The organism is Paenibacillus helianthi, assembly GCF_001909055.1.
GTDB lineage: Bacteria > Bacillota > Bacilli > Paenibacillales > Paenibacillaceae > Paenibacillus_AQ > Paenibacillus_AQ helianthi.
This window is the reverse complement of the sequence record NZ_LVWI01000002.1, coordinates 398445-418739: the sequence shown is the minus strand read 5'-3', so window position 1 is coordinate 418739 and position 20295 is coordinate 398445. Positions and strand designations below refer to the sequence as shown.

The window sequence follows — 20295 nt, the reverse complement described above, 5'->3', positions numbered from 1 at the left end:
ACAGATGCAAGAGGTGTGCTCCTGATGAACAAATCCCGTCATGCGCCCGATATCTGGATACTTATGGCTATTCTGTCCCTGCTGTTAATCGGCATGGTGATGGTTTACAGCGCAGGTTCTGTTTTGGGCTTCCGCAATTATGGCGATTCGTTTTATTTTGTCAAAAGGCAGCTGTTGTTTGCGGGGCTTGGGCTTGGCGCAATGTTCGTTACCGCGAACACCGATTATCTGGTGCTGAAGAGATTTGCCAGACCCGCGTTGATACTCTGCTTCATTCTGCTTGTCATGGTGCTGATCCCCGGTATCGGCGTTGTGCGCGGCGGAGCCCGAAGCTGGCTCGGCATCAGCTCTTTCGGGATTCAGCCTTCCGAATTCATGAAAATGGGGATGATCCTCTTTCTCGCCAATTGGCTGGGAAAGGATGATTATGATATCTCTGCCTTCACAAAAGGGTTGCTGCCCCCGCTCGCACTGATCGGCTCCGCATTTGCCCTTATTATGCTCCAGCCGGATCTGGGGACAGGCACCGTCATGTTCGGAGCTGCCCTCATGATGATTTTTACTGCCGGAGCGCGTATGAAGCACCTGCTCTCCCTGGGCTTTTTGGGAGTCGTTGGGTTTGCCGCGCTGGTTGCTGCAGCTCCCTACCGTCTGCAGCGGATTACAGCATTTCTGGACCCGTGGTCCGATCCGCTAGGGAAGGGCTATCAGATTATCCAATCGCTCTATGCAATTGGCCCCGGCGGCCTTGGCGGTCTGGGACTTGGCATGAGCCGGCAAAAGTACAGCTATGTGCCGGAGCCGCAGACCGATTTTATTTTTTCCATTTTGGCCGAGGAGCTTGGTTTCATTGGTGGGCTGATTGTACTGGTCCTATTCCTGATTCTGATCTGGAGGGGGATGAAGGTGGCAATGAGTCTGCCCGACCGGTTCGGCAGTTATTTGGCGGTAGGCATCGTCTGTATGGTAGCCGTCCAGGTCATCATCAACATTGGCGTTGTCATCGGCCTAATGCCGGTTACAGGCATCACGCTTCCGCTAATCAGCTATGGGGGATCATCGCTGACCCTAATGCTCACAGCACTCGGCATTTTACTCAACCTATCCCGTTATGCGAGGTGAAAGACATGCGTATCGTATTAAGCGGCGGCGGCACAGGCGGACATATCTATCCTGCTGTCGCTGTTGCAAGGCAACTGGAAGCGGAAGAAGAAGGCTCGGCTTTTCTGTATATTGGCGGAAAGCGTGGGCTGGAGAGCAAGCTGGTTCCGCAAGAGAATCTTCCGTTCAAATCGATTGATATCACAGGTTTCCGCCGCAAGCTATCTATGGACAATGTGAAGACTGTGATGCGTTTTCTGAAAGGGGTCAAAGCCTCCAAGGCAATGCTCAGGGAATTTAAGCCGGATGTCGTGATCGGCACCGGCGGTTACGTATGCGGACCGGTGGTTTATGCGGCCTCCAAACTTGGCATTCCTACCCTTATTCATGAGCAGAACGCGATACCGGGGCTGACGAACCGTTTTCTCAGCCGTTATGCCGATACGGTTGCCGTTAGCTTTGAAGGAACGGAGTCGGCGTTTCCCGGCGGGAAACATGTAATCTATACCGGGAATCCCCGGGCGACCACTGTAACCACTGCGAACCCCCAGCGCGGCTTTGCTTCACTCGGTATTCCTGAGGGCAGTACGGTGGTTCTGATGGTCGGCGGCAGCGGCGGAGCAAGAGCCATAAATCAGGCTATGATTGAGATGGCTCCATTTGTGGGTAAGGGTAATGGTGTTCATTATGTATATGTAACTGGTGAGTCCTATTTCGAAGAAACCCGCAAAGCTCTGCGCGAAAAGCTGGGGGGCGTGCCGAATTGGCTGCATCTTCTCCCTTACATCCATAATATGCCTGAGGTGCTGGCTTGTACTTCTCTTATTGTGAACCGGGCAGGCGCTTCATTTCTGGCTGAAATTACAGCACTAGGTATTCCCTCTGTTTTAATCCCGTCCCCTAACGTGACGAATAATCACCAGGAGGCGAATGCAAGACAATTGGAACGTGAAGGGGCATCTGTCGTGCTGCTTGAGAAGGATTTGAACGGCCAGACACTGATGGAGGCTGTACAGAAAATTATCAGTGTGGAGTCCGTTCGCAAGCAAATGTCTGAAGCCTCGCGGCGTTTAGGCAAAAGGGATTCTGCGGCACTTGTCGTTAGCGAGCTGCGCAGGCTGGCCGCAATGCGGAAGTCGTAGTGGAGACTTGCTTCCAGCAGGCTGGAAGACGCTTCCTGTTATTGGTCTTCACTGTCACACACCCGAGGGCACGAACATAGGATAATCCTATAATCGTGACTATCACCCAGAGCACTTCCGGTCCATGAAATGCGGACACGGACAGCTTTTCCTGACCGTAATTGATTTTTGTACAGGAAGTGCTTGTGGTGGGTGAGCGGTAATCTCGGAGGTGATACATTGGACAAATTGGTGATTGAGGGCGGAACCCCCCTGTCAGGCACCATACGTATCCATGGAGCAAAAAATGCGGCACTGCCGATTCTGGCGGCTAGCCTGCTTGCCGAAGGAGTTCACTCACTGCATAATGTGCCGAAGCTGCTGGACATTGAGACAATGCTGCACATTCTGGAACGGCTGGGGTGCAGTTGCACTCACGAGGACGATACAGTAACGATGGATACTTCGTCTGTGGATACATCCCATGTTCCAGAGGATCTGATGCGGCAGATGAGATCCTCAATTTTTCTGATGGGGCCGCTGTTATGCAGATTTGGCGAGGTGACGATTTACCAGCCGGGAGGCTGTGCGATCGGTGAACGCAAGATTGACCTTCACCTCCAGGGGCTCAAACAGCTTGGTGCGGAGATTGAGGAAGTTAACGGACGGATCTCCTGCCGGGCTGCCAAGCTGACGGGAAGCGATATTCATCTGGATTATCCGAGTGTCGGAGCGACGGAGAATATTATGATGGCGGCTGCCATGGCTGAAGGCACTACAACGATATCGGGCGCAGCCAGAGAACCTGAAATTCAGGATCTTCAGAATTATCTGAACAAAATGGGTGCTCAGATCATAGGCGCAGGTACCGATACGATTACGATTCAAGGGGTCAAAAAACTGCAACCCTGCAGCTACGAGGTGATCCCGGACCGGATTGTAGCCGGTACAGTGATGATCGCAGCGGCTGCGACACGTGGAAATGTGACATTGACCCATACGAATGCCGGGCATTTAACCTCGCTTATTCATGTGCTCAGACGGGCTGGTGTTCAAATTACAGTGTGCAATGATATAATTAATATCAGCTGTATGGGACGTCCCCGTGCGGTAGAGAGAATCGTAACATCTCCTTACCCTTCCTTTCCCACAGACTTGCAGTCTCAAGTGATGGTACTGCTGTCACTGGCCGACGGATTCAGTGTGATCAAAGAGACTGTATTCGAGGGACGCTTCAAGCATGTAGAGGAAATGGCCCGTATGGGGGCGGATATCTCTATTGATCTGAACCGTGCATTCATACGCGGGGTGCAGAGGTTATACGGAGCTACGGTAGAAGCTACCGACCTGAGGGCAGGGGCTGCCCTGGTGATCGCTGGACTCGCAGCTCAAGGTACTACGGTAGTTGAGCAGGCGCACCATATTGACCGCGGATATGATGGCATTGAGAAGCTGTTCCAGAAGCTTGGAGCACGCATCAGCCGCAAAGTACCTGTGCCGGGTCCGTTAGATTTGGCCAATTAAAGCTCCCTGTCTCCTTCGGCTTCACGCGAGGGAAGGAGACAGGGCCTTATTACGGAGATATGAGAATGCCTAAAACCCGTTTACCTCTGCTTAAAGAGGACAAGCCAAGCAAAAAAATGAGCCGGAAGGTCACAATGATCCTGCTGCTGCTGTTTATTGCGCTGCTGGCTGTGATTTTTTTCCGTTCGTCGCTCAGCCGTATTACAGAGATTCACTTTCAGGGTAATAAGTACACGACCCGGGAAGAGCTGATATCCCAAAGCGGGCTTTCGGTCGGAGGACAGTTCTTTGCCGTCTCTAAGACTTCAGTGAAGAATTCCCTGAAGGAGCTTAAGACCATCCAGGAGGCTTCGGTAAGCAAAAGTTTCCCTGGCACGGTTACCATTACTATCAAGGAATATCCTGCAGTTGCTTATGAATTGGACCCGTCCGGTGAGCTTGAAGCCATTCTGTCCAGCGGGGCGGCTGTAGGCGTGAATGAGTCCGGAATTGCGGTGGAGAAGCCTATTCTGACAGGCTGGGACGCTAAGGACCCTTATAAGGCCAAGCTGTGCCAAGTGCTCGCCAGCATTCCCAATGAATTGACCGGTGATATCTCCGAGATCGTACCTTCACCGACGCTATCCTTTCCGGACCGGATTAAGCTTTATACACGTTCGCATTTTGAAGTCATAACGGCGATTTCTCTGCTTAAGGATAAGGTGGAATATTTGAATCAGGTCATTGAGACCGAGGAGCCCGGACTGATTAAGATGCTGGAAGCCGATTCATATGTTCCGTTTCAAGCTCCACAAGAAACAAATGAGGACAAAGCAGACACACAAGAGTAAATAGTCCCTACTAATAGAGCGGGAAAAATGCTACAATCGGATTTACGGGCAATAAGCTGGATCCCTCTTTTTTCTCCGGATTTTTTGAACTAATGCCGTAAATATGGATGATGCTTCTTGAATACACTTATTTTAACTTTATAGTCTTCTAGTTTCATGGTTTTAGGAAAGCATCTATGTTTATGCGGAATGCTTGTTATATTATTCCACTCAAAAAATTTGTAGAAAAAAGAGGGAAAGGATTAGGTATGTTGAATATGTACAGAGAAGTTTCCCGGGACCGGGAGCAAACTGTTTTACTGGCTTCACCATCTATTTTGATCATAACAGGAGGTGCCATAGAGCTTGAGCAACAATGACATCATTGTTAGTTTGGACATCGGTACATCCAAAGTTCGGGCTATAATTGGGGAAGTTACCAATGGAACCTTTAATATTATTGGCGTTGGATCTGCTGATTCAGAAGGAATACGGAAAGGTGCGATAGTCGATATCGACCAGACTGTCCAATCGATCAAAAGTGCGGTAGACCATGCGGAGCAAATGGTAGGCATCCAGATTTCCGAGGTCTACGTCGGCATATCCGGCAATCATATCGGACTGCAGTCCAGTCACGGTGTTGTAGCCGTTCAGAATGAGGACCGTGAAATTGGTGAGGATGACATTGACCGGGTAATTAAAGCTGCGGAAGTTATCGCACTGCCTCCTGAACGCGAAGTGATTGATGTTGTCGCCAAACAATATATCGTAGACGGTCTTGAAGGTATCCAGGATCCGCGCGGAATGATCGGTGTCCGTCTGGAAGTTGAGGCAACGATCATTACCGGAGCCAAAACGCCAATACATAATCTGCTTCGCTGTGTAGAGAAATCAGGACTGAAAGTTAAAGATCTTGTGCTGATGTCTCTTGGAGCCGGTGGATTGGCGCTTTCCAAAGATGAGAAATCAATGGGCGCTGTACTGGTAGACATCGGTGCAGGTTCAACTACGATAGCCGTATATGAAGAGGGTTCCCTTTGTGCAACATCCACGATTCCGATCGGCGGAGAATTTGTAACGAATGATATTGCTTACGGACTTCGGACACTTACAGACCAGGCAGAGAAGGTCAAGCTGAAGTATGGCTGCGCTTGGGTTGATGATGCCGCTTCGGATGTAGTATTCAAGGTGTTACGTATCGGAAGCAATGTTGAAAAAGAGTTCAACCAGGAAGATTTGGCTGCAATTATCGAGCCAAGAGTGCAGGAGATTTTTCATCTGATCCGCCAAGAAGTGAAACGGCTTGGTTACACGGAGCTTCCCGGAGGTTATATACTTACGGGTGGAACTGTATCCATGCCTGGTGTTCTGAAGGTGGCGCAAACTGAACTATCTGCCTCCGTACGCATAGCTGTGCCTGATTATATCGGTGTCCGGGACCCTGGTTTCACCGGTGGTGTAGGCATCCTGCACAATGTTGTCCGCAGTTACCGGGGACGCAACAGTGGCGGAGGAAACGGCAATAAGAAAACGGTCAACCGAAACAAGCAGAACGCCGTTCCAAGCCAAGATACCGGGAAGAAGCCCGGTTTGGTGGAACGTCTTAAGAATATGTTCAGCGAGTTCATATAAGTGTAAGTCCAGATATACTTGGACCGGCCATCCAAGCACTATTCTAGGGGGAGATGGAACAATATGTTGGAATTTGATTTTGAAATGGGGAGCTTGGCGCAAATAAAAGTCATCGGCGTTGGCGGCGGCGGAAGCAATGCTGTCAACCGGATGATTGAAAATGGCGTTCAGGGTGTTGAATTCATCACGGTTAATACAGATGCCCAAGCGCTGCATATGGCCAAATCGGAGCATAAACTGCAAATCGGGGATAAGCTTACCCGTGGACTAGGCGCTGGCGCCAATCCAGAGGTTGGCAAGAAAGCGGCCGAAGAATCCCGCGATCTGATTTCCAATACGCTCAAGGGTGCAGATATGGTATTTGTGACCGCGGGCATGGGTGGCGGTACAGGTACAGGGGCTGCACCTGTAATTGCTGAAATTGCCAGAGAATGCGGAGCGCTGACGGTTGGCGTTGTGACGCGTCCGTTTACTTTTGAAGGAAGAAAACGTTCCAACCAGGCAGAATTTGGTATTGAAGCGTTGAAGGAAAAGGTAGATACCCTTATCGTCATTCCGAATGACCGGTTGCTTGAAATTGTCGACAAGAAAACACCGATGCTGGAAGCCTTCCGCGAAGCGGACAACGTGCTCCGGCAAGCGGTGCAAGGGATCTCCGATCTTATTGCCGTTCCGGGTCTGATCAACCTTGACTTTGCCGATGTGAAGACGATTATGACAGAACGCGGTTCGGCATTGATGGGCATCGGAATTGCCACCGGTGAGAACCGTGCCTCGGAAGCGGCCCGCAAAGCCATTATGAGCCCACTGCTCGAAACTTCTATTGAAGGTGCGCGCGGCATAATCATGAATATTACTGGCGGTTCGAACCTCTCCTTGTATGAAGTCAACGAAGCTGCCGAGATTGTGAATTTCGCTTCTGATCCTGAAGTCAATATGATTTTCGGGGCCATGATTGAGGAGAGTATGAAGGATGAAATTAAAGTTACGGTGATTGCTACCGGCTTTGAACATAAGGCATCCCCTGTTGCGCCTAACCGACGCCCGGCAACTAGCAGTGAGCCTGCCGCTGACAAGAACGCCAACCTGCGTCCTTTTGGCAATCAGACAACCTCTGACCAGCTCGACATCCCGACGTTCCTGCGCAACCGCACACGCGGCAACAACGATTAGACAAAGAGACACATACACGTTTACGGAAGCACCGTATCCGGATAGCAGATTGCTATGGCCGGATACGGTGTTTTTTTGTTTTTTAAGCTGATATAATACGAATAACGGGAGTGGATATAATGGAATTGCTGGACCCCCGGGTGGATTTTGTATTCAAAAGAATTTTTGCAAGCGAGAGTAACAAGGATGTGTTGCTGGCGTTTTTGAACCGTATTCTTATGGATGCCGGAGACGCTCCCTTGAACGAGGTGGTGCTTCTAAACCCGTATACAGACAAAGATGACCCGCTGGATAAGCAGTCGATCTTTGATATCTGGGCAAAGACGGAGGACGGAAAGCTGATCAATATCGAAATGCAGCTGTTCAACAGATATGATATGGAGAAGCGGACCTTATATTACTGGAGCAAACGCTACTCCGGCCAGTTGCAGACTGGCGGCAGGTACACAGACCTCAAAAAATGCGTAACGATTAATATCTTGAATTATAAGGTATTACCTAATGAACACACTCACAGTGTCTTTCATCTACGGGAGGACATCAGCGGTTCACGACTGACAGATGACATAGAGATTCATTTCCTGGAGCTCCCTAAGCTGAATCAGCCGGCGGTTCCGGGTGAGAGCGGTTTGGTCAATTGGCTGCTTTTTTTGAAAGGGAGCGACAATTCGAATTGGGAGGTACTGCGGATGAATGAACCAGCTTTGAGAAAGGCAATGGAAACATTGGAATTTTTAAGTCAGGATTCTGAAGCCCGGCGTAAATATGAAGACCGTCAGAAGTTTTTGCATGATGAAGCCTCGCAAAGAGACGGTGCTCAAAGAGAAGGCTTTGCTAAAGGAATGCAAGAGGGAAAACAAGAAGGGATCAAGGAAGGGATTAAAGAAGGGATCAAAGAAGGGATCAAGGAAGGCAAGAAGGAAGGCAAGAAAGAAGGCAAGAAAGAAGGTTTGAAGGAAGGCAAACTCGAAGTAGCAAAGAACCTGCTGGCTATGGGGCTGGACCTCTCATCCATACAGGCTGCTACGGGTCTGACAGAAGAAGAAATACAATCTATCTAATGAAAACCAGTATACTTAACCGAAGTCAGCCTTACAAAGGCTGGCTTTGTACAAATATTAAGAATTTATATGCTTCGCGCTATTTCTCGCTGAAACGGATACCGTCCTTAAATGGATGGTATCCGTTTTCTACTTGGTTTAGGGATAAGTTAGTGAACGCGGGCCATTAGCTCCCTATATACCTTAGCTGTTTACGCTGCTTCCAGTAGTCGGACTTTGCGAATGAGTCGCTTATTACAGTTAAGGTAGCATATAACTGGCATGACGCTATAAACCGACAAAAAAACCTCAGGTTTGCCCCCCAAGTTTAGACAGACTTTGGATGGGAGTCTTTCTATACTAATCTTATCGTCCAAATAGAGAGCCGGAACCTTGGTCTTTCGGATAGATACCACCTTACAGGCAGGTGAATCCGCTGGTTGTTTATATTGACTTGATTTTCACCGCCAATTTACTGATCGATGGTATTTTGTTGTGGCTGACAGGCTGGCTGGTCAAGCAGAAGGTCTCTTGGTGGCGGCTCATTAGTTCGGCGCTGGTTGGCGCACTGTATGTGGTGATGATGTTTGTGCCGGAGCTCTCGTTCCTGTACACCTTTATCATCAAGTTTGGATTGTCGGTAGTGATGTTGTGGATTGCTTTTGGTTTCACAAGTCTGCAAAGCTACCTTCGGGCGTTAGGGGCATTCTATATCATTAATTTTGCAGCTGCCGGGGGGATTGTCGGCGTTCACTATTTGCTGCAGAGCTCGGGCGACATCTGGAACGGGATTCTATTCACCTCCTCGGGCGGCCAAGCTTACCGGCTGAAAATCGGGTTTTGGTTCGTGCTTGCGCTTTTACCTGTGGTGCTGTTTCTCTTCAAGATGATCCATTCCTCCCGAACCCGGAGAGAGCAGCTAGAGACTTATATAGGTGAAGTTTGCGTAGAGATCGAAGGGGTGAGCGTGTCATGTCCAGGCCTGCTGGACACCGGGAACCGTCTGAACGATCCATTGACCCGGATACCAGTGATGGTGATGGAGGCTTCACTGTGGGAGGGTCATCTTCCGGCCTCCTGGAAAGGAAGGCTTACCCAGATTAGTGCCGACCAGCTTCTTCTGGAAGCGGACGGGCAGTCCTTTGCCTGGCAGGACAGATTGCGGCTTGTGCCCTATAGGGGAATCAACCGCGGAGCATCATTTATGCTTGCGTTGAAGCCGGATCTGGTGACGATAAAGCTTGGGGAGGAGACTTTTTTTAGCAAAAGGGTCCTCATCGGGCTGGATGGCGGAATACTGTCGGGAGACGGTGCGTACCGGGCGGTCATACATCCTGACCTGACCCAAAGAGAGTCCCCTGCAAAGGCGGCGGTGCCTTCCTGAGCTCGAACAGAGTTTGTGTGCAACAACTCCGTCGTGTTGGAACAGATGTGGCGGAAGGGTCAGGGGACAAATAACTACCTCAGGGCAATGGTGTACTTCTTGAAGGAGGAACAATAATGGTTAAATGGAAGATTGTGCTGCAGCTTCAATATTACCGCATGCTTTTTCTGCTGGGGCTGAAAAGTCAGGAAATCTATTATATCGGTGGAAGCGAGGCATTGCCCCCACCGCTCACGAGAGAGGAAGAGGAGTTTCTGCTGCAGCGGCTCTCAAGCGGTGACGCGGCAGTACGAGCCATGCTGATTGAACGCAACCTGCGGCTGGTAGTCTATATTGCCCGCAAATTCGAGAACACCGGCATCAACATTGAGGATCTCGTATCCATCGGGGCGATTGGCTTGATCAAGGCTGTTAACACCTTTGATCCGGAGAAAAAAATCAAACTGGCTACCTACGCCTCGCGCTGTATTGAAAATGAGATTCTGATGTATTTACGGCGCAACAGCAAAACCCGGAGCGAGGTTTCTTTTGATGAACCGCTGAATATCGACTGGGATGGCAACGAGCTGCTGCTCTCGGATGTGCTAGGCACAGAGAATGACACCATCTACCGTAATATTGAAGAGCAGGTGGACCGCAAGCTGCTGCAGAAGGCGCTGGAAAAGCTCAGTGAGCGGGAAAGACTGATCATGGAGCTGCGTTTCGGGCTGCGCGGCGGGGAAGAAAAAACGCAAAAGGATGTTGCCGATCTGTTGGGAATCTCCCAATCTTACATTTCACGACTGGAAAAAAGAATTATCAAGCGGCTGCGCAAAGAGTTCAACAAGATGGTGTAAGGTGAAGAGGCCAAGGAATAAAATGCCCGACCGGGGAGATAATGTACAGTAATGTTTCTCCTTGGGAGGTAAATCATCATGACCCGAAATAAAGTCGAGATTTGCGGTGTGGACACCGCCAAACTGCCCGTTCTAACGAATGTGGAAATGCGGGAATTGTTCACTTCGCTGCAGCAACAGGGCGAGCGATCCGCCAGAGAGAAATTGGTAAACGGTAACCTTAGACTTGTGCTTAGTGTGATTCAAAGGTTCAACAACCGGGGAGAGTTCGTTGATGATCTGTTCCAGGTAGGCTGCATCGGGCTGATGAAAGCCATCGATAATTTTGATTTATCGCAAAATGTAAAGTTCTCCACCTACGCGGTACCGATGATCATTGGTGAAATCCGCAGGTATTTGCGTGACAACAACCCGATACGGGTATCGCGCTCCTTGAGGGACATTGCCTACAAAGCATTACAGGTGCGTGACAGTCTGACCAATCAGAATTCAAGGGAACCGACGATTTTTGAAATCTCCGAGGCACTTGGGGTTCCCAAAGAAGATGTGGTATTTGCTCTTGATGCTATTCAGGACCCGGTCTCTTTGTTCGAACCTATTTACCATGACGGCGGAGATCCCATTTATGTAATGGATCAGATCAGCGATGACAAGAATAAGGATGTGTCGTGGATCGAAGAAATTGCGCTCCGTGAAGCGATGCAGAGGCTGGGGCAGCGGGAGAAGCGGATTCTGTCGATGCGTTTTTTTGAAGGCAAAACCCAAATGGAGGTTGCGGACGAAATCGGTATTTCACAGGCGCAGGTTTCCCGGCTTGAAAAGTCGGCCATACAGCAGATGCAAAAGCATGTTAAGTCATAAACACACATAACAGGATTGTCACTGGGGTGGTCTGGAAGCGTGAAAAGCGCTCCCGGAGCATCCTTTTTATGTTGGATAGCACTATTGCTAATCAATCATTAGCATGTTGCCAAGCCCACCGGGCATATATTGGACTATACGTCTGAATGTACAGGGGTGAGGAAGTGAACGACGATTCGTTAGGCAGCAGCAAGAAAATGAAAATCTCCGATTTTCAGACGAAGGATGTGATTAATATTGTAGACGGAAAGCGGCTGGGGCAGATTAGTGATCTGGAGCTGGATCTTCGCCGCGGCGTGATTGACGCGATCATTATCCCGGGGTATACACGTTTTATGGGCCTCTTTGGAGGAGGTACGGATCTGATCATTCCCTGGCGGAATATCGTGAAGATCGGCGCTGATGTCGTCCTCGTCAAGATGGAGGAAATCCGGATGCCGCAAAATCAGGAAGAGCGGGAGACCATGTATCTGGAACGGGGAGACCGCACCGATCGGCGCACTTATTGACTGGGTGCGTTTTAAACTGCATGTTCTAAAAAAAGAAGCCAAATCCGTTTCTACATGTTTATTTTGGGGATGTATGAAGTAGGGGATTGCCAAAGCTGTTTAGCCAGCAGTTTGACCCCACTCTGTGAGGGCACATGTGGTACACTTAGGCGGAGGTGAAGATATGGAACCGTTTATTCAAAAAGGCGGCACACCTATGCTGCTTCATCTGGAACCTTGGTATGCGGTGCACGCTGAAATTACGGCAGGCTTCACAGGGAGACAGGGTGGTATAGGCAAGGAGCCTTATGACAGCTTTAATTGTGCCTTTCATGTTGGGGATGAACCGGGGGATGTGCTCGGGAACCGTAAAATTCTTGCCGAGAGCCTCGGGTTTACCCTTCAGGATTGGACCTGCGGAGAGCAAACTCATGGAAAAGATATAGCAGTGGTCAGAGAGGAAGACCGCGGCCGGGGCAGTCTGGACAGAACATCGGCTTTTCAGGCAACGGATGGTTTGCTTACTAATGTGCCAGGTGTGCTGTTGACTTCATTTTATGCTGATTGTGTTCCCCTTTATTTCTATGATCCTCACAAGCAAGTAGTAGGACTCGCACATGCAGGCTGGAAAGGGACTGTAGCGGAGATTGCAGCCGCAATGGTGGCCCGTATGAAGGAAGTGTATGGCAGCCAGGCAGAGGATATTCTTGCCGGAATTGGTCCTTCCATTGGCGACTGCTGCTATGAAGTGGATGATTATGTAATGGATCATATCCACCGTCTTGAGGGGGGACTGAAGCCCGTGACACCTTCCGTTGCTCGGCAGGACCTGTACAGAACATCGGAAGCGGATAGCCGTAAAAGTATGCTGAACTTGAAAGAAATGAATCGACGCATTATGATTAAAGCAGGAATATTGCCGACTCATATCGAATGTACATCATGGTGTACAAGCTGTAATCAGGATCTGTTCTTTTCATACCGGAAGGAAAACGGAGTTACAGGAAGAATGACGAGCTGGATCGGAATAAAGGAGAGCTGAACGTTGACACTGCAGGAAAGAATAGCCGGGGTAGAGGAACGTGTAGCACGGGCCTGTGCGGCAAGTGGCCGGGATGTGGCGGACGTCAAGGTTATCGCAGTGACGAAATATGTGTCTCTGGAAACGGTATCCGCTGTGCTGGATGCAGGCCTTGAAGATATCGCCGAGTCCCGCTGGCAGGACGCCGAACCGAAATGGAACGCCCTGGGGCATAAGGGAACCTGGCATTTCATCGGACATTTGCAGACCAATAAAGTTAAGGATGTTATCGGTAAATTTCAATATATACACTCGCTCGACCGCCTGACATTGGCGCGGGAACTGCACAAAAAGGCTGAAGCGGCAGGAATTACCGTCAATGTCTTTCTGCAGGTGAACATCTCAGGAGAGGACACCAAATTTGGTATTGCTCCTGAGGAGGTGCCAGGTTTTCTGCGTGATATTGCTGCTCTGCACCGCGTAAAGGTCATCGGACTGATGACTATGGCGCCTTATGAAGCGGAACCGGAGCAGACTCGTCCTGTCTTCCGCGGACTTAGAGAACTCCGTGATGAGCTGAATCTGCTCGCTTTGACACCTGAGCCTATACAAGAGCTGTCCATGGGAATGTCGAATGATTTTGAAGTGGCGATAGAGGAAGGAGCCACCCGGGTGCGCCTGGGAACGGTATTAGTAGGTCATGAGGAGGGAGAATGATGGGCGTGATGAACCGTTTTATGAGTTTTTTGGGCTTGCAGGAGGAAGAGGAGATTGTAGAGCGGGAGCAAATATCTCGCGATGAAGATGAGTACGAGCCCGCCCCTGTAGAAACCCGCAAAAATCAGCGGGCGAACGTCGTCAGTATTCATTCCCAAAAGAATGTAAAAGTCGTGCTGTATGAGCCCCGCTCTTATGAAGAAGCTCAGGAAATTGCTGACCATCTCCGGGCCCACCGCACGGTGGTAATCAATCTGCAGCGTGTAAGAAATGACCAGGCGATGCGGATCATTGATTTTCTCAGTGGAACTGTTTATGCCCTGGGTGGAGGAATCTCCAAAATTGGGGGCAATATATTCATGTGCACCCCGGATACTGTTGAAATTCAAGGCTCCATTTCGGAGATTCTGGGTGAGGATCAAGACTACAACAGAATGAGGTGAACGGGCTTTGTCCCAAATCAATCTAATTATTGATATTCTATACAACATCTACTTTGTAATGATCATTTTCTACGTCCTCATGTCCTGGTTGCCGAATGTACGGGACAGCTTCATCGGAGAACTGCTTGGCAAGCTGGTGGAACCGTATCTGTCACCGTTCCGCCGGTTTATCCCGGCGTTGTTCGGCACAATTGATATCTCCCCGATTATTGCACTGTTCGTGCTGGAATTTGCGAAAACCGGATTGCAGTACATTGTGGCATATGTATTTTAGGCTGCTGCGATGAAGAATGAAATTTACGGACATTTCCACCCTGATGAACGACAATTTGTGGACAAGGCCTGGGAATGGGTTACCTCTGCAGGAGAATACCACGAAACCAAGCTGACTGAATTTTTAGATCCCCGCCAAGGTTTTATTCTGCAGACACTTGTGAACCGTCATCCCGATGTAGCCGTAAGGTGGGAGGGGGGAACCGAGGAAGCTGAACGGAAGCGTGCCTTGGTGGCTCCCGATTACCGGGACCTTGAGGAAGAGGATATGGAGCTGAGGGTGCTCGCGATTTCCTCGGGAGAACAGAAATTCCTCGAATTGGAACATGGCGACTATATGGGGGCAATCCTTGGCCTGGGAATCAAAAGAGGCAAAATTGGCGATATTCATGTGCTTCCGGATGGTTGCCATGTAGTCGTCGCTGAGGATATTGCCAATTATTTAGCGATGAATCTGATCGGTGTGCACCGGATCAATGTCAGTACAGAGATTTTACCGTTGTCCAGTCTGCGAAGTAGCAGTGTTAAGCTGGAGAAACTGGAGCTTACGGTAGCTTCGCTACGGCTAGACGGTATTGCTGCAGATGTGACCCGGCTTAGCCGGAGCAAAATTCTTGCTCCCATCAAAGCAGGCCGCGTCCGTGTCAACTGGAAGGTAGAGGAAGATCCTTCCTGCGGGCTTAAGGACGGTGATATGGTCTCGATTCAGGGTTTTGGACGCTTCAAGGTTCTGGAAATCGGGAGTCTGACCAAAAAAGGCCGTTACCGGGTGCAGGTTGGCAAATTTGTCTGAATTTCATGCAGGAATCCGGCACGGCTTGTCGAAATTGAATATCTCTATAGGGAGACAAACATTTTGCAAGCTGGACGCCGATACTTGTAGAAGAGGCGGACTGTAACCGCGGGTACCGGATGAAATTCGGCGATCCGCGAATACTTGAACTATATAAGGACATATAGTAATATCCTATGCCCGAACATATAGTTCTCGCAGATACGGATACCTGAAAGCGATACATCGTATCGCTGCTTCGGGAGCATAAGCTTTTTAAAGGCCAGCGAAACCGTTCCCACTTGAATACAGTCTTTCCTCTTTGTCTTCGGACAAATTAAGGTTCAGGGGCACAAGAGGTCCGAAATTTCTAGGAGGTGCACAGCATGCCATTAACACCGCTCGATATACATAACAAGGAATTCTCCCGGAGAATCCGCGGTTATGATGAGGACGAGGTCAACGAATTTCTGGATCAGGTGATCAAGGATTATGAGAGCGTCATCCGTGAGAACAAAGAGCTGCACAATCAGCTGTTGTCCATTCAGGAGCGGCTTGATCATTTTGTGAATATTGAAGAGAGTTTGTCCAAAACCATTCTCGTTGCTCAGGAAGCTGCAGATGATGTGAAGAACAACTCCAAGAAGGAATCACAGCTGATTATCAAGGAAGCAGAGAAAAACGCCGACCGGATTATCAACGAAGCACTGTCCAAATCCCGCAAGGTAGCGATCGAGACTGAAGAACTGCGCAAGCAGGCCTCGATCTACCGTACCCGGTTCCGGACACTGCTCGAAGCTCAGCTGGAGCTGCTGTCCACAGATGACTGGAATGCCCTGGAAAGTCGTGAAGTGAGTGAGAATACGCTCTGAATAACAGACGGTTCTCTTCAAGATTGACATTTTCACTTAAAACGTCTATAACTAGAACATATCTGTAATCTGTTCATATCTATTCGATGACGGGACAAGTACGATAAGGTAACGTTCTCCAGAGAGTCGGCGATTGCTGTAAGCCGATGTTCATGCCTTGCTCGGAAGATCTTCCCCTAGAAGCTAAGCTGAAGCGTTAACCACGTGTGTAAGCTTAAGCCGTCTGCCGGACGTTATCCCGGACCTGCGTGGCTATCTTTACGCAGAACTGAGATTGTGATGAATACACTCCCCTTAAGGATGTGCATGAGGCGCAGAATTAGGGTGGTATCGCGAGCGTCGTCTCGCCCCTTTGGGGCGAGTCGACGCTTTATTTATGTTTACATCCCCCTAAATCCCCCTTCCAAGGGGGACCCCAAGGGCTGGCCGCCCTCTGGACACCCGCAACAAGGGATTATCGAGTAAAGATGGACGTCCGCGGAAGGGAAAGGATTTGTTCGGCGGGGGAACGGCCCTTCTTAGGCTCCCCATGCGGGGACGCCTGCAGGGCCTTACATGCGACCAGGGCGAAGAGCCAAACAAGCGCGGCGGGCTTCGCCCCACGCCGCCAAGGCTCCCGGCCCAGAGCTGCCCTACGGGTTCGCAGGCCGGAACGCCAAGAACTCCCGGCCCAGAGCTGCCCTGCGGGTTCGCGGGCCGGAACGCCAAGAACTCCCGGCCCAGCGCTGCCCTACGGGTTCGCGGGCCGGAACGCCAAGAACTCCCGGCCCAGAGCTGCCCTGCGGGTTCGCAGGCCGGAACGCCAAGAACTCCCGGCCCAGAGCTGCCCTGCGGGTTCGCAGGCCGGAACGCCTCAGGTAGAGCGTGCCGCTTGCGGCGACAAGCGGGCACTACAGCCACATTAGATCAAAACCCGCCTCTCCCCTGGAAATAGACAATATTCCAGGTGTCCAGAGGGCGGAGCCCTTGGAGCCCTCCCTTGGCTAAGGGAGGGTTTGGGAGGGATCGAAAAGATTCGAAAAGGTTTAAGACCAAACCACGGAAGGATTGACCGATCATGCAAAAAGTAGATGTCAGAGAAAAAGCACGGGCCAGAGACGTCCGTATCTTGAAGAAATGGAGCGACGAAAATACGTTCCGCAGATCTATGGAGAACCGTGAAGGCCACCCGAATTATGTATTCTATGAAGGTCCGCCAACGGCAAACGGTGTGCCGCATATCGGGCACGTGCTGGGCCGGGTTATCAAAGACTTTGTCGGCCGCTACCAGACAATGAAAGGCTACCGGGTGGTGCGCAAGGCGGGCTGGGATACTCATGGCCTGCCGGTAGAACTCGGCGTACAGAAGAAGCTGGGTATCTCTGGTAAGCAGGATATTGAAGAATATGGTGTGGAGAAGTTTATCAAGGAGTGCAAGGAAAGTGTCTTCGGATACGAGAAGCAGTGGCGCGAATTCACGGAAGCCATCGGTTACTGGACCGATCTCGACAATCCTTATGTAACCTTGGACAATACGTACATTGAAAGTGTATGGAACATCCTCGCTACGGTTCATGAGAAAGGGCTGCTGTACCGCGGACACCGCGTAAGCCCGTATTGCCCAAGCTGTCAGACGACACTAAGCTCGCATGAAGTGGCACAGGGCTACAAGACAGTCAAAGATCTCAGTGCAACGGCTAAGTTCAAGCTGGAGGGCAGCGGAGACTATGTATTAGCATGGACGACTACACCTTGGACCCTTCCGGCACATATGGCGCTGGCGATGAATCCGGATATGGAATATGTACGTGCCCAGCAGGAAGACGGCGTATATATCCTGGCGAAGAATCTTGTGGATGAAGTACTGAAAGGTGATTACACGGTCCTGTCCACACACAAGGGAACAGATTTCATCGGACAGAGCTATACACCGCCATTCGGATACATCAAGGCGGAGAAACACAATGTAATCGTAGGCGCATCTTTCGTTACAGATTCCAGTGGTACCGGGATCGTACACATGGCTCCGGCGCATGGGGAAGATGACTATAAGAGCTGCCGCGATAATGGTATCAGCTTCGTGAATGTGGTGGATACATCCGGGAAATATACCGATGTGGTTTCTGATTTTGCCGGACGGTTTGTGAAGGATTGCGATCTGGATATCGTGAAGGTGCTCTCTGAGAGAGGGCTGCTGTACAGCAAAGAGAAATACGAGCACAGCTATCCGTTCTGCTGGCGTTGCGATACTCCGCTGCTGTACTATGCAACAGATAGCTGGTTTATCCAAACCACTGCAATCAAGGACCAGCTCATCGCGAACAATAACAGTGTGGATTGGTACCCGGAACATGTGCGTGATGGCCGCTTCGGCAAATTCCTGGAGGAACTGGTGGATTGGAACATCAGCCGTAACCGCTATTGGGGAACTCCGCTGAATATCTGGGTCTGCCAGGATACAGGCAAGGAATTTGCGCCGCACAGCATCGCTGAGCTGAGATCAATGGCGATAGGCGAGGTGCCTGAAGATATCGAGCTGCACAAGCCTTACGTAGACAACATCAAGCTGCGCAGTCCGTTCAGCGAAGGCGGAGAGATGGTGCGGACCCCCGAGGTCATCGACGTATGGTTTGACAGCGGCTCGATGCCGTTCGCCCAAAGCCACTATCCTTTTGAGAATGAAGATAGGTTCGAGGATCAGTATCCGGCAGACATGATCTGCGAAGGGATTGACCAGACACGCGGCTGGTTCTACAGCTTGCTCGCCGTGTCGACGTTGTTCAAGGGCAAAGCACCGTATAAGGCAGTTATTGCCCACGGCCACATCTTCGATGAGAATGGTCAAAAAATGTCCAAATCCAAAGGCAACGTTATTGACCCTTGGGAAATCATGAACGAATACGGCACGGATGCATTCCGCTGGGCGATCCTCTCTGACAGCGCGCCATGGAATAATAAACGCTTCTCGCGCGGCTTGGTGGGTGAGACCAAATCCAAAATTGTGGATACGCTGGTCAATACCCATGCATTCCTTACGCTGTATGCCGGCATTGACGGTTACGATCCGGCAGATCACCCGTTCAAAGTATCAGAGCATAAGCTGGACCGCTGGATTCTCTCCCGCTTGAACAGCCTGATTCTCGTGGTGGACAAAGGCCTGGCTATTAACGATTTTGTCAATACGTCCAGGGCTGTTGAGAATTTTGTGGATGAGCTGAGCAATTGGTATATCCGCCGTTCCCGTGACCGTTTCTGGGGCAGCGGCCTGGGTGAAGAGAAGCTTGATGCCTACCGCACATTGACGCATGTCCTACTGACTACAGCTACACTGATGGCACCTTTTACACCAATGCTGTCCGAGGATATCTTTACGAACCTGGGTGGCGGCGAAAGCGTGCATTTGGCTGACTATCCGGTGGCGGATGAGAGTCTGATTGATCTTGAACTGGAGCAGGATATGGAGAGTGCAAGACAAATCGTTGAACTGGCCCGCAATGTCCGTAATGAGTCGGGCATCAAGACACGTCAGCCGTTATCCGAGCTGATTGTATCCATCGACCGCAGTTTCCACGTAGCCGATTATGAAGACATCATCAAAGAAGAGATCAACGTGAAAGAGATTGTGGTCGAGAGCAGCGACAGCGGATTCGTTGATTTTACATTGAAGCTTAACCTCAAGGTAGCCGGTAAAAAATACGGTAAAAATGTCGGCTTCCTCCAGGGCTTCCTGAAGGCACTGGACAGTGAAGCTACCCGCAAAACGGTACAGGAGGGTGTAATTGCCATCGTCTCTCCGGAAGGGGAGGAACTACAGATCACCGCTGAGGAGCTGCTTGTAGAGAAACAGGCCAAATCTGGCTTTGCCTCGGCTTCCGGGTACGGTCTCACTGTAGCGTTGAATACAGAGATCACGCCTGAACTGGTGCAGGAAGGCTGGGTGCGTGAGATTGTGCGGGCGGTTCAGGATTACCGTAAACGTCTGGATCTGCCAATCGATAAACGGATCGCATTGACACTCAAGTTAGACGACGAGCTCAAAGCTGCGGCCTTGGCATTTGAACATGTGCTTCGTGAGAATGTACTTGTAACTACGGTTGATTTTGATGGAGAGCAACCCTTTGAGACTGTAGATGCCGGCGGCAAATCGATCGGAATGCACATCGAAGCCTAAAGCCCTGCATGACCTGTCCCCAACTGGCATATACTAGCGGCAAAGGAAAAGGTTCTAGGGGTTAGCAGCAAAATGACG

19 protein-coding genes and 1 other annotated feature are annotated in these 20295 nt (G+C 50.3%); all 19 genes read left to right on the top strand.

Translation table 11 applies throughout. From position 1 onward, the window contains the following. Positions 1 to 24 precede the first annotated feature (24 nt). The 19 genes from spoVE (at position 25) to ileS (ending at position 20217) form a co-directional block, all read left to right on the top strand. Positions 25 to 1122, top strand: coding sequence for a stage V sporulation protein E (gene spoVE / locus A3844_RS04590; protein ID WP_074085652.1), 1098 nt, complete (start codon positions 25 to 27; stop codon positions 1120 to 1122). A 5-nt stretch (positions 1123 to 1127) separates the two neighbouring features. Then, positions 1128 to 2243 (top strand): undecaprenyldiphospho-muramoylpentapeptide beta-N-acetylglucosaminyltransferase, encoded by a 1116-nt coding sequence (murG, locus tag A3844_RS04585; RefSeq protein ID WP_074085651.1) that lies wholly within the window; start codon positions 1128 to 1130, stop codon positions 2241 to 2243. A 219-nt stretch (positions 2244 to 2462) separates the two neighbouring features. Further along, positions 2463 to 3746: a UDP-N-acetylglucosamine 1-carboxyvinyltransferase gene (gene murA, locus A3844_RS04580; protein WP_074085650.1), complete on the top strand. Its 1284-nt coding sequence runs from the start codon at positions 2463 to 2465 to the stop codon at positions 3744 to 3746. 65 nt (positions 3747 to 3811) lie between these two features. Continuing rightward, on the top strand, positions 3812 to 4576 hold the full coding sequence (locus A3844_RS04575; RefSeq protein ID WP_074106740.1) for a cell division protein FtsQ/DivIB: 765 nt from the start codon (positions 3812 to 3814) through the stop codon (positions 4574 to 4576). A gap of 176 nt (positions 4577 to 4752) precedes the next feature. Beyond that, positions 4753 to 4935, top strand: coding sequence for a hypothetical protein (locus A3844_RS32675; protein ID WP_074085648.1), 183 nt, complete (start codon positions 4753 to 4755; stop codon positions 4933 to 4935). After that, positions 4922 to 6187, top strand: coding sequence for a cell division protein FtsA (gene ftsA, locus A3844_RS04565; RefSeq protein ID WP_074085647.1), 1266 nt, complete (start codon positions 4922 to 4924; stop codon positions 6185 to 6187). Before A3844_RS32675 ends, ftsA begins: the two co-directional genes overlap by 14 nt. A gap of 63 nt (positions 6188 to 6250) precedes the next feature. Next, positions 6251 to 7360 carry a cell division protein FtsZ gene (gene ftsZ / locus A3844_RS04560; protein ID WP_074085646.1) on the top strand — a complete coding sequence of 370 codons (1110 nt, stop codon included), beginning with the start codon at positions 6251 to 6253 and terminating at the stop codon, positions 7358 to 7360. Between the two features lie 119 nt (positions 7361 to 7479). Further along, complete coding sequence (locus tag A3844_RS04555) at positions 7480 to 8421, top strand: Rpn family recombination-promoting nuclease/putative transposase (protein ID WP_074103278.1); 942 nt, start codon at positions 7480 to 7482, stop codon at positions 8419 to 8421. A gap of 406 nt (positions 8422 to 8827) precedes the next feature. Further along, on the top strand, positions 8828 to 9784 hold the full coding sequence (gene spoIIGA / locus A3844_RS04550; RefSeq protein WP_208619394.1) for a sigma-E processing peptidase SpoIIGA: 957 nt from the start codon (positions 8828 to 8830) through the stop codon (positions 9782 to 9784). 113 nt (positions 9785 to 9897) lie between these two features. Then, a complete protein-coding gene (gene sigE / locus A3844_RS04545) occupies positions 9898 to 10620 on the top strand; it encodes an RNA polymerase sporulation sigma factor SigE (RefSeq protein ID WP_074085644.1) in 723 nt (240 codons plus the stop codon). 78 nt (positions 10621 to 10698) lie between these two features. Further along, complete coding sequence (gene sigG / locus A3844_RS04540) at positions 10699 to 11481, top strand: RNA polymerase sporulation sigma factor SigG (protein ID WP_019909334.1); 783 nt, start codon at positions 10699 to 10701, stop codon at positions 11479 to 11481. A gap of 197 nt (positions 11482 to 11678) precedes the next feature. Further along, entirely contained in the window at positions 11679 to 11990 is a 312-nt protein-coding gene (locus A3844_RS04535) for a YlmC/YmxH family sporulation protein (protein WP_074103318.1), read from the top strand. Positions 11991 to 12153: 163 nt separating this feature from the next. Continuing rightward, entirely contained in the window at positions 12154 to 13011 is an 858-nt protein-coding gene (gene pgeF / locus A3844_RS04530) for a peptidoglycan editing factor PgeF (RefSeq protein ID WP_074106739.1), read from the top strand. A gap of 3 nt (positions 13012 to 13014) precedes the next feature. Continuing rightward, entirely contained in the window at positions 13015 to 13707 is a 693-nt protein-coding gene (locus A3844_RS04525; RefSeq protein ID WP_074106738.1) for a YggS family pyridoxal phosphate-dependent enzyme, read from the top strand. After that, positions 13707 to 14150, top strand: coding sequence for a cell division protein SepF (locus A3844_RS04520; protein WP_074085641.1), 444 nt, complete (start codon positions 13707 to 13709; stop codon positions 14148 to 14150). Before A3844_RS04525 ends, A3844_RS04520 begins: the two co-directional genes overlap by 1 nt. A gap of 7 nt (positions 14151 to 14157) precedes the next feature. Further along, complete coding sequence (locus tag A3844_RS04515) at positions 14158 to 14424, top strand: YggT family protein (RefSeq protein ID WP_074085640.1); 267 nt, start codon at positions 14158 to 14160, stop codon at positions 14422 to 14424. Positions 14425 to 14433: 9 nt separating this feature from the next. Further along, a complete protein-coding gene (locus tag A3844_RS04510) occupies positions 14434 to 15216 on the top strand; it encodes a YlmH family RNA-binding protein (RefSeq protein WP_074085639.1) in 783 nt (260 codons plus the stop codon). Between the two features lie 365 nt (positions 15217 to 15581). Next, positions 15582 to 16067 (top strand): DivIVA domain-containing protein, encoded by a 486-nt coding sequence (locus tag A3844_RS04505; RefSeq protein ID WP_074085638.1) that lies wholly within the window; start codon positions 15582 to 15584, stop codon positions 16065 to 16067. 77 nt (positions 16068 to 16144) lie between these two features. After that, positions 16145 to 16422 (top strand) — a binding site (T-box leader). Between the two features lie 702 nt (positions 16423 to 17124). Beyond that, on the top strand, positions 17125 to 20217 hold the full coding sequence (ileS, locus tag A3844_RS04500; RefSeq protein WP_074106737.1) for an isoleucine--tRNA ligase: 3093 nt from the start codon (positions 17125 to 17127) through the stop codon (positions 20215 to 20217). Positions 20218 to 20295: the final 78 nt, after the last annotated feature.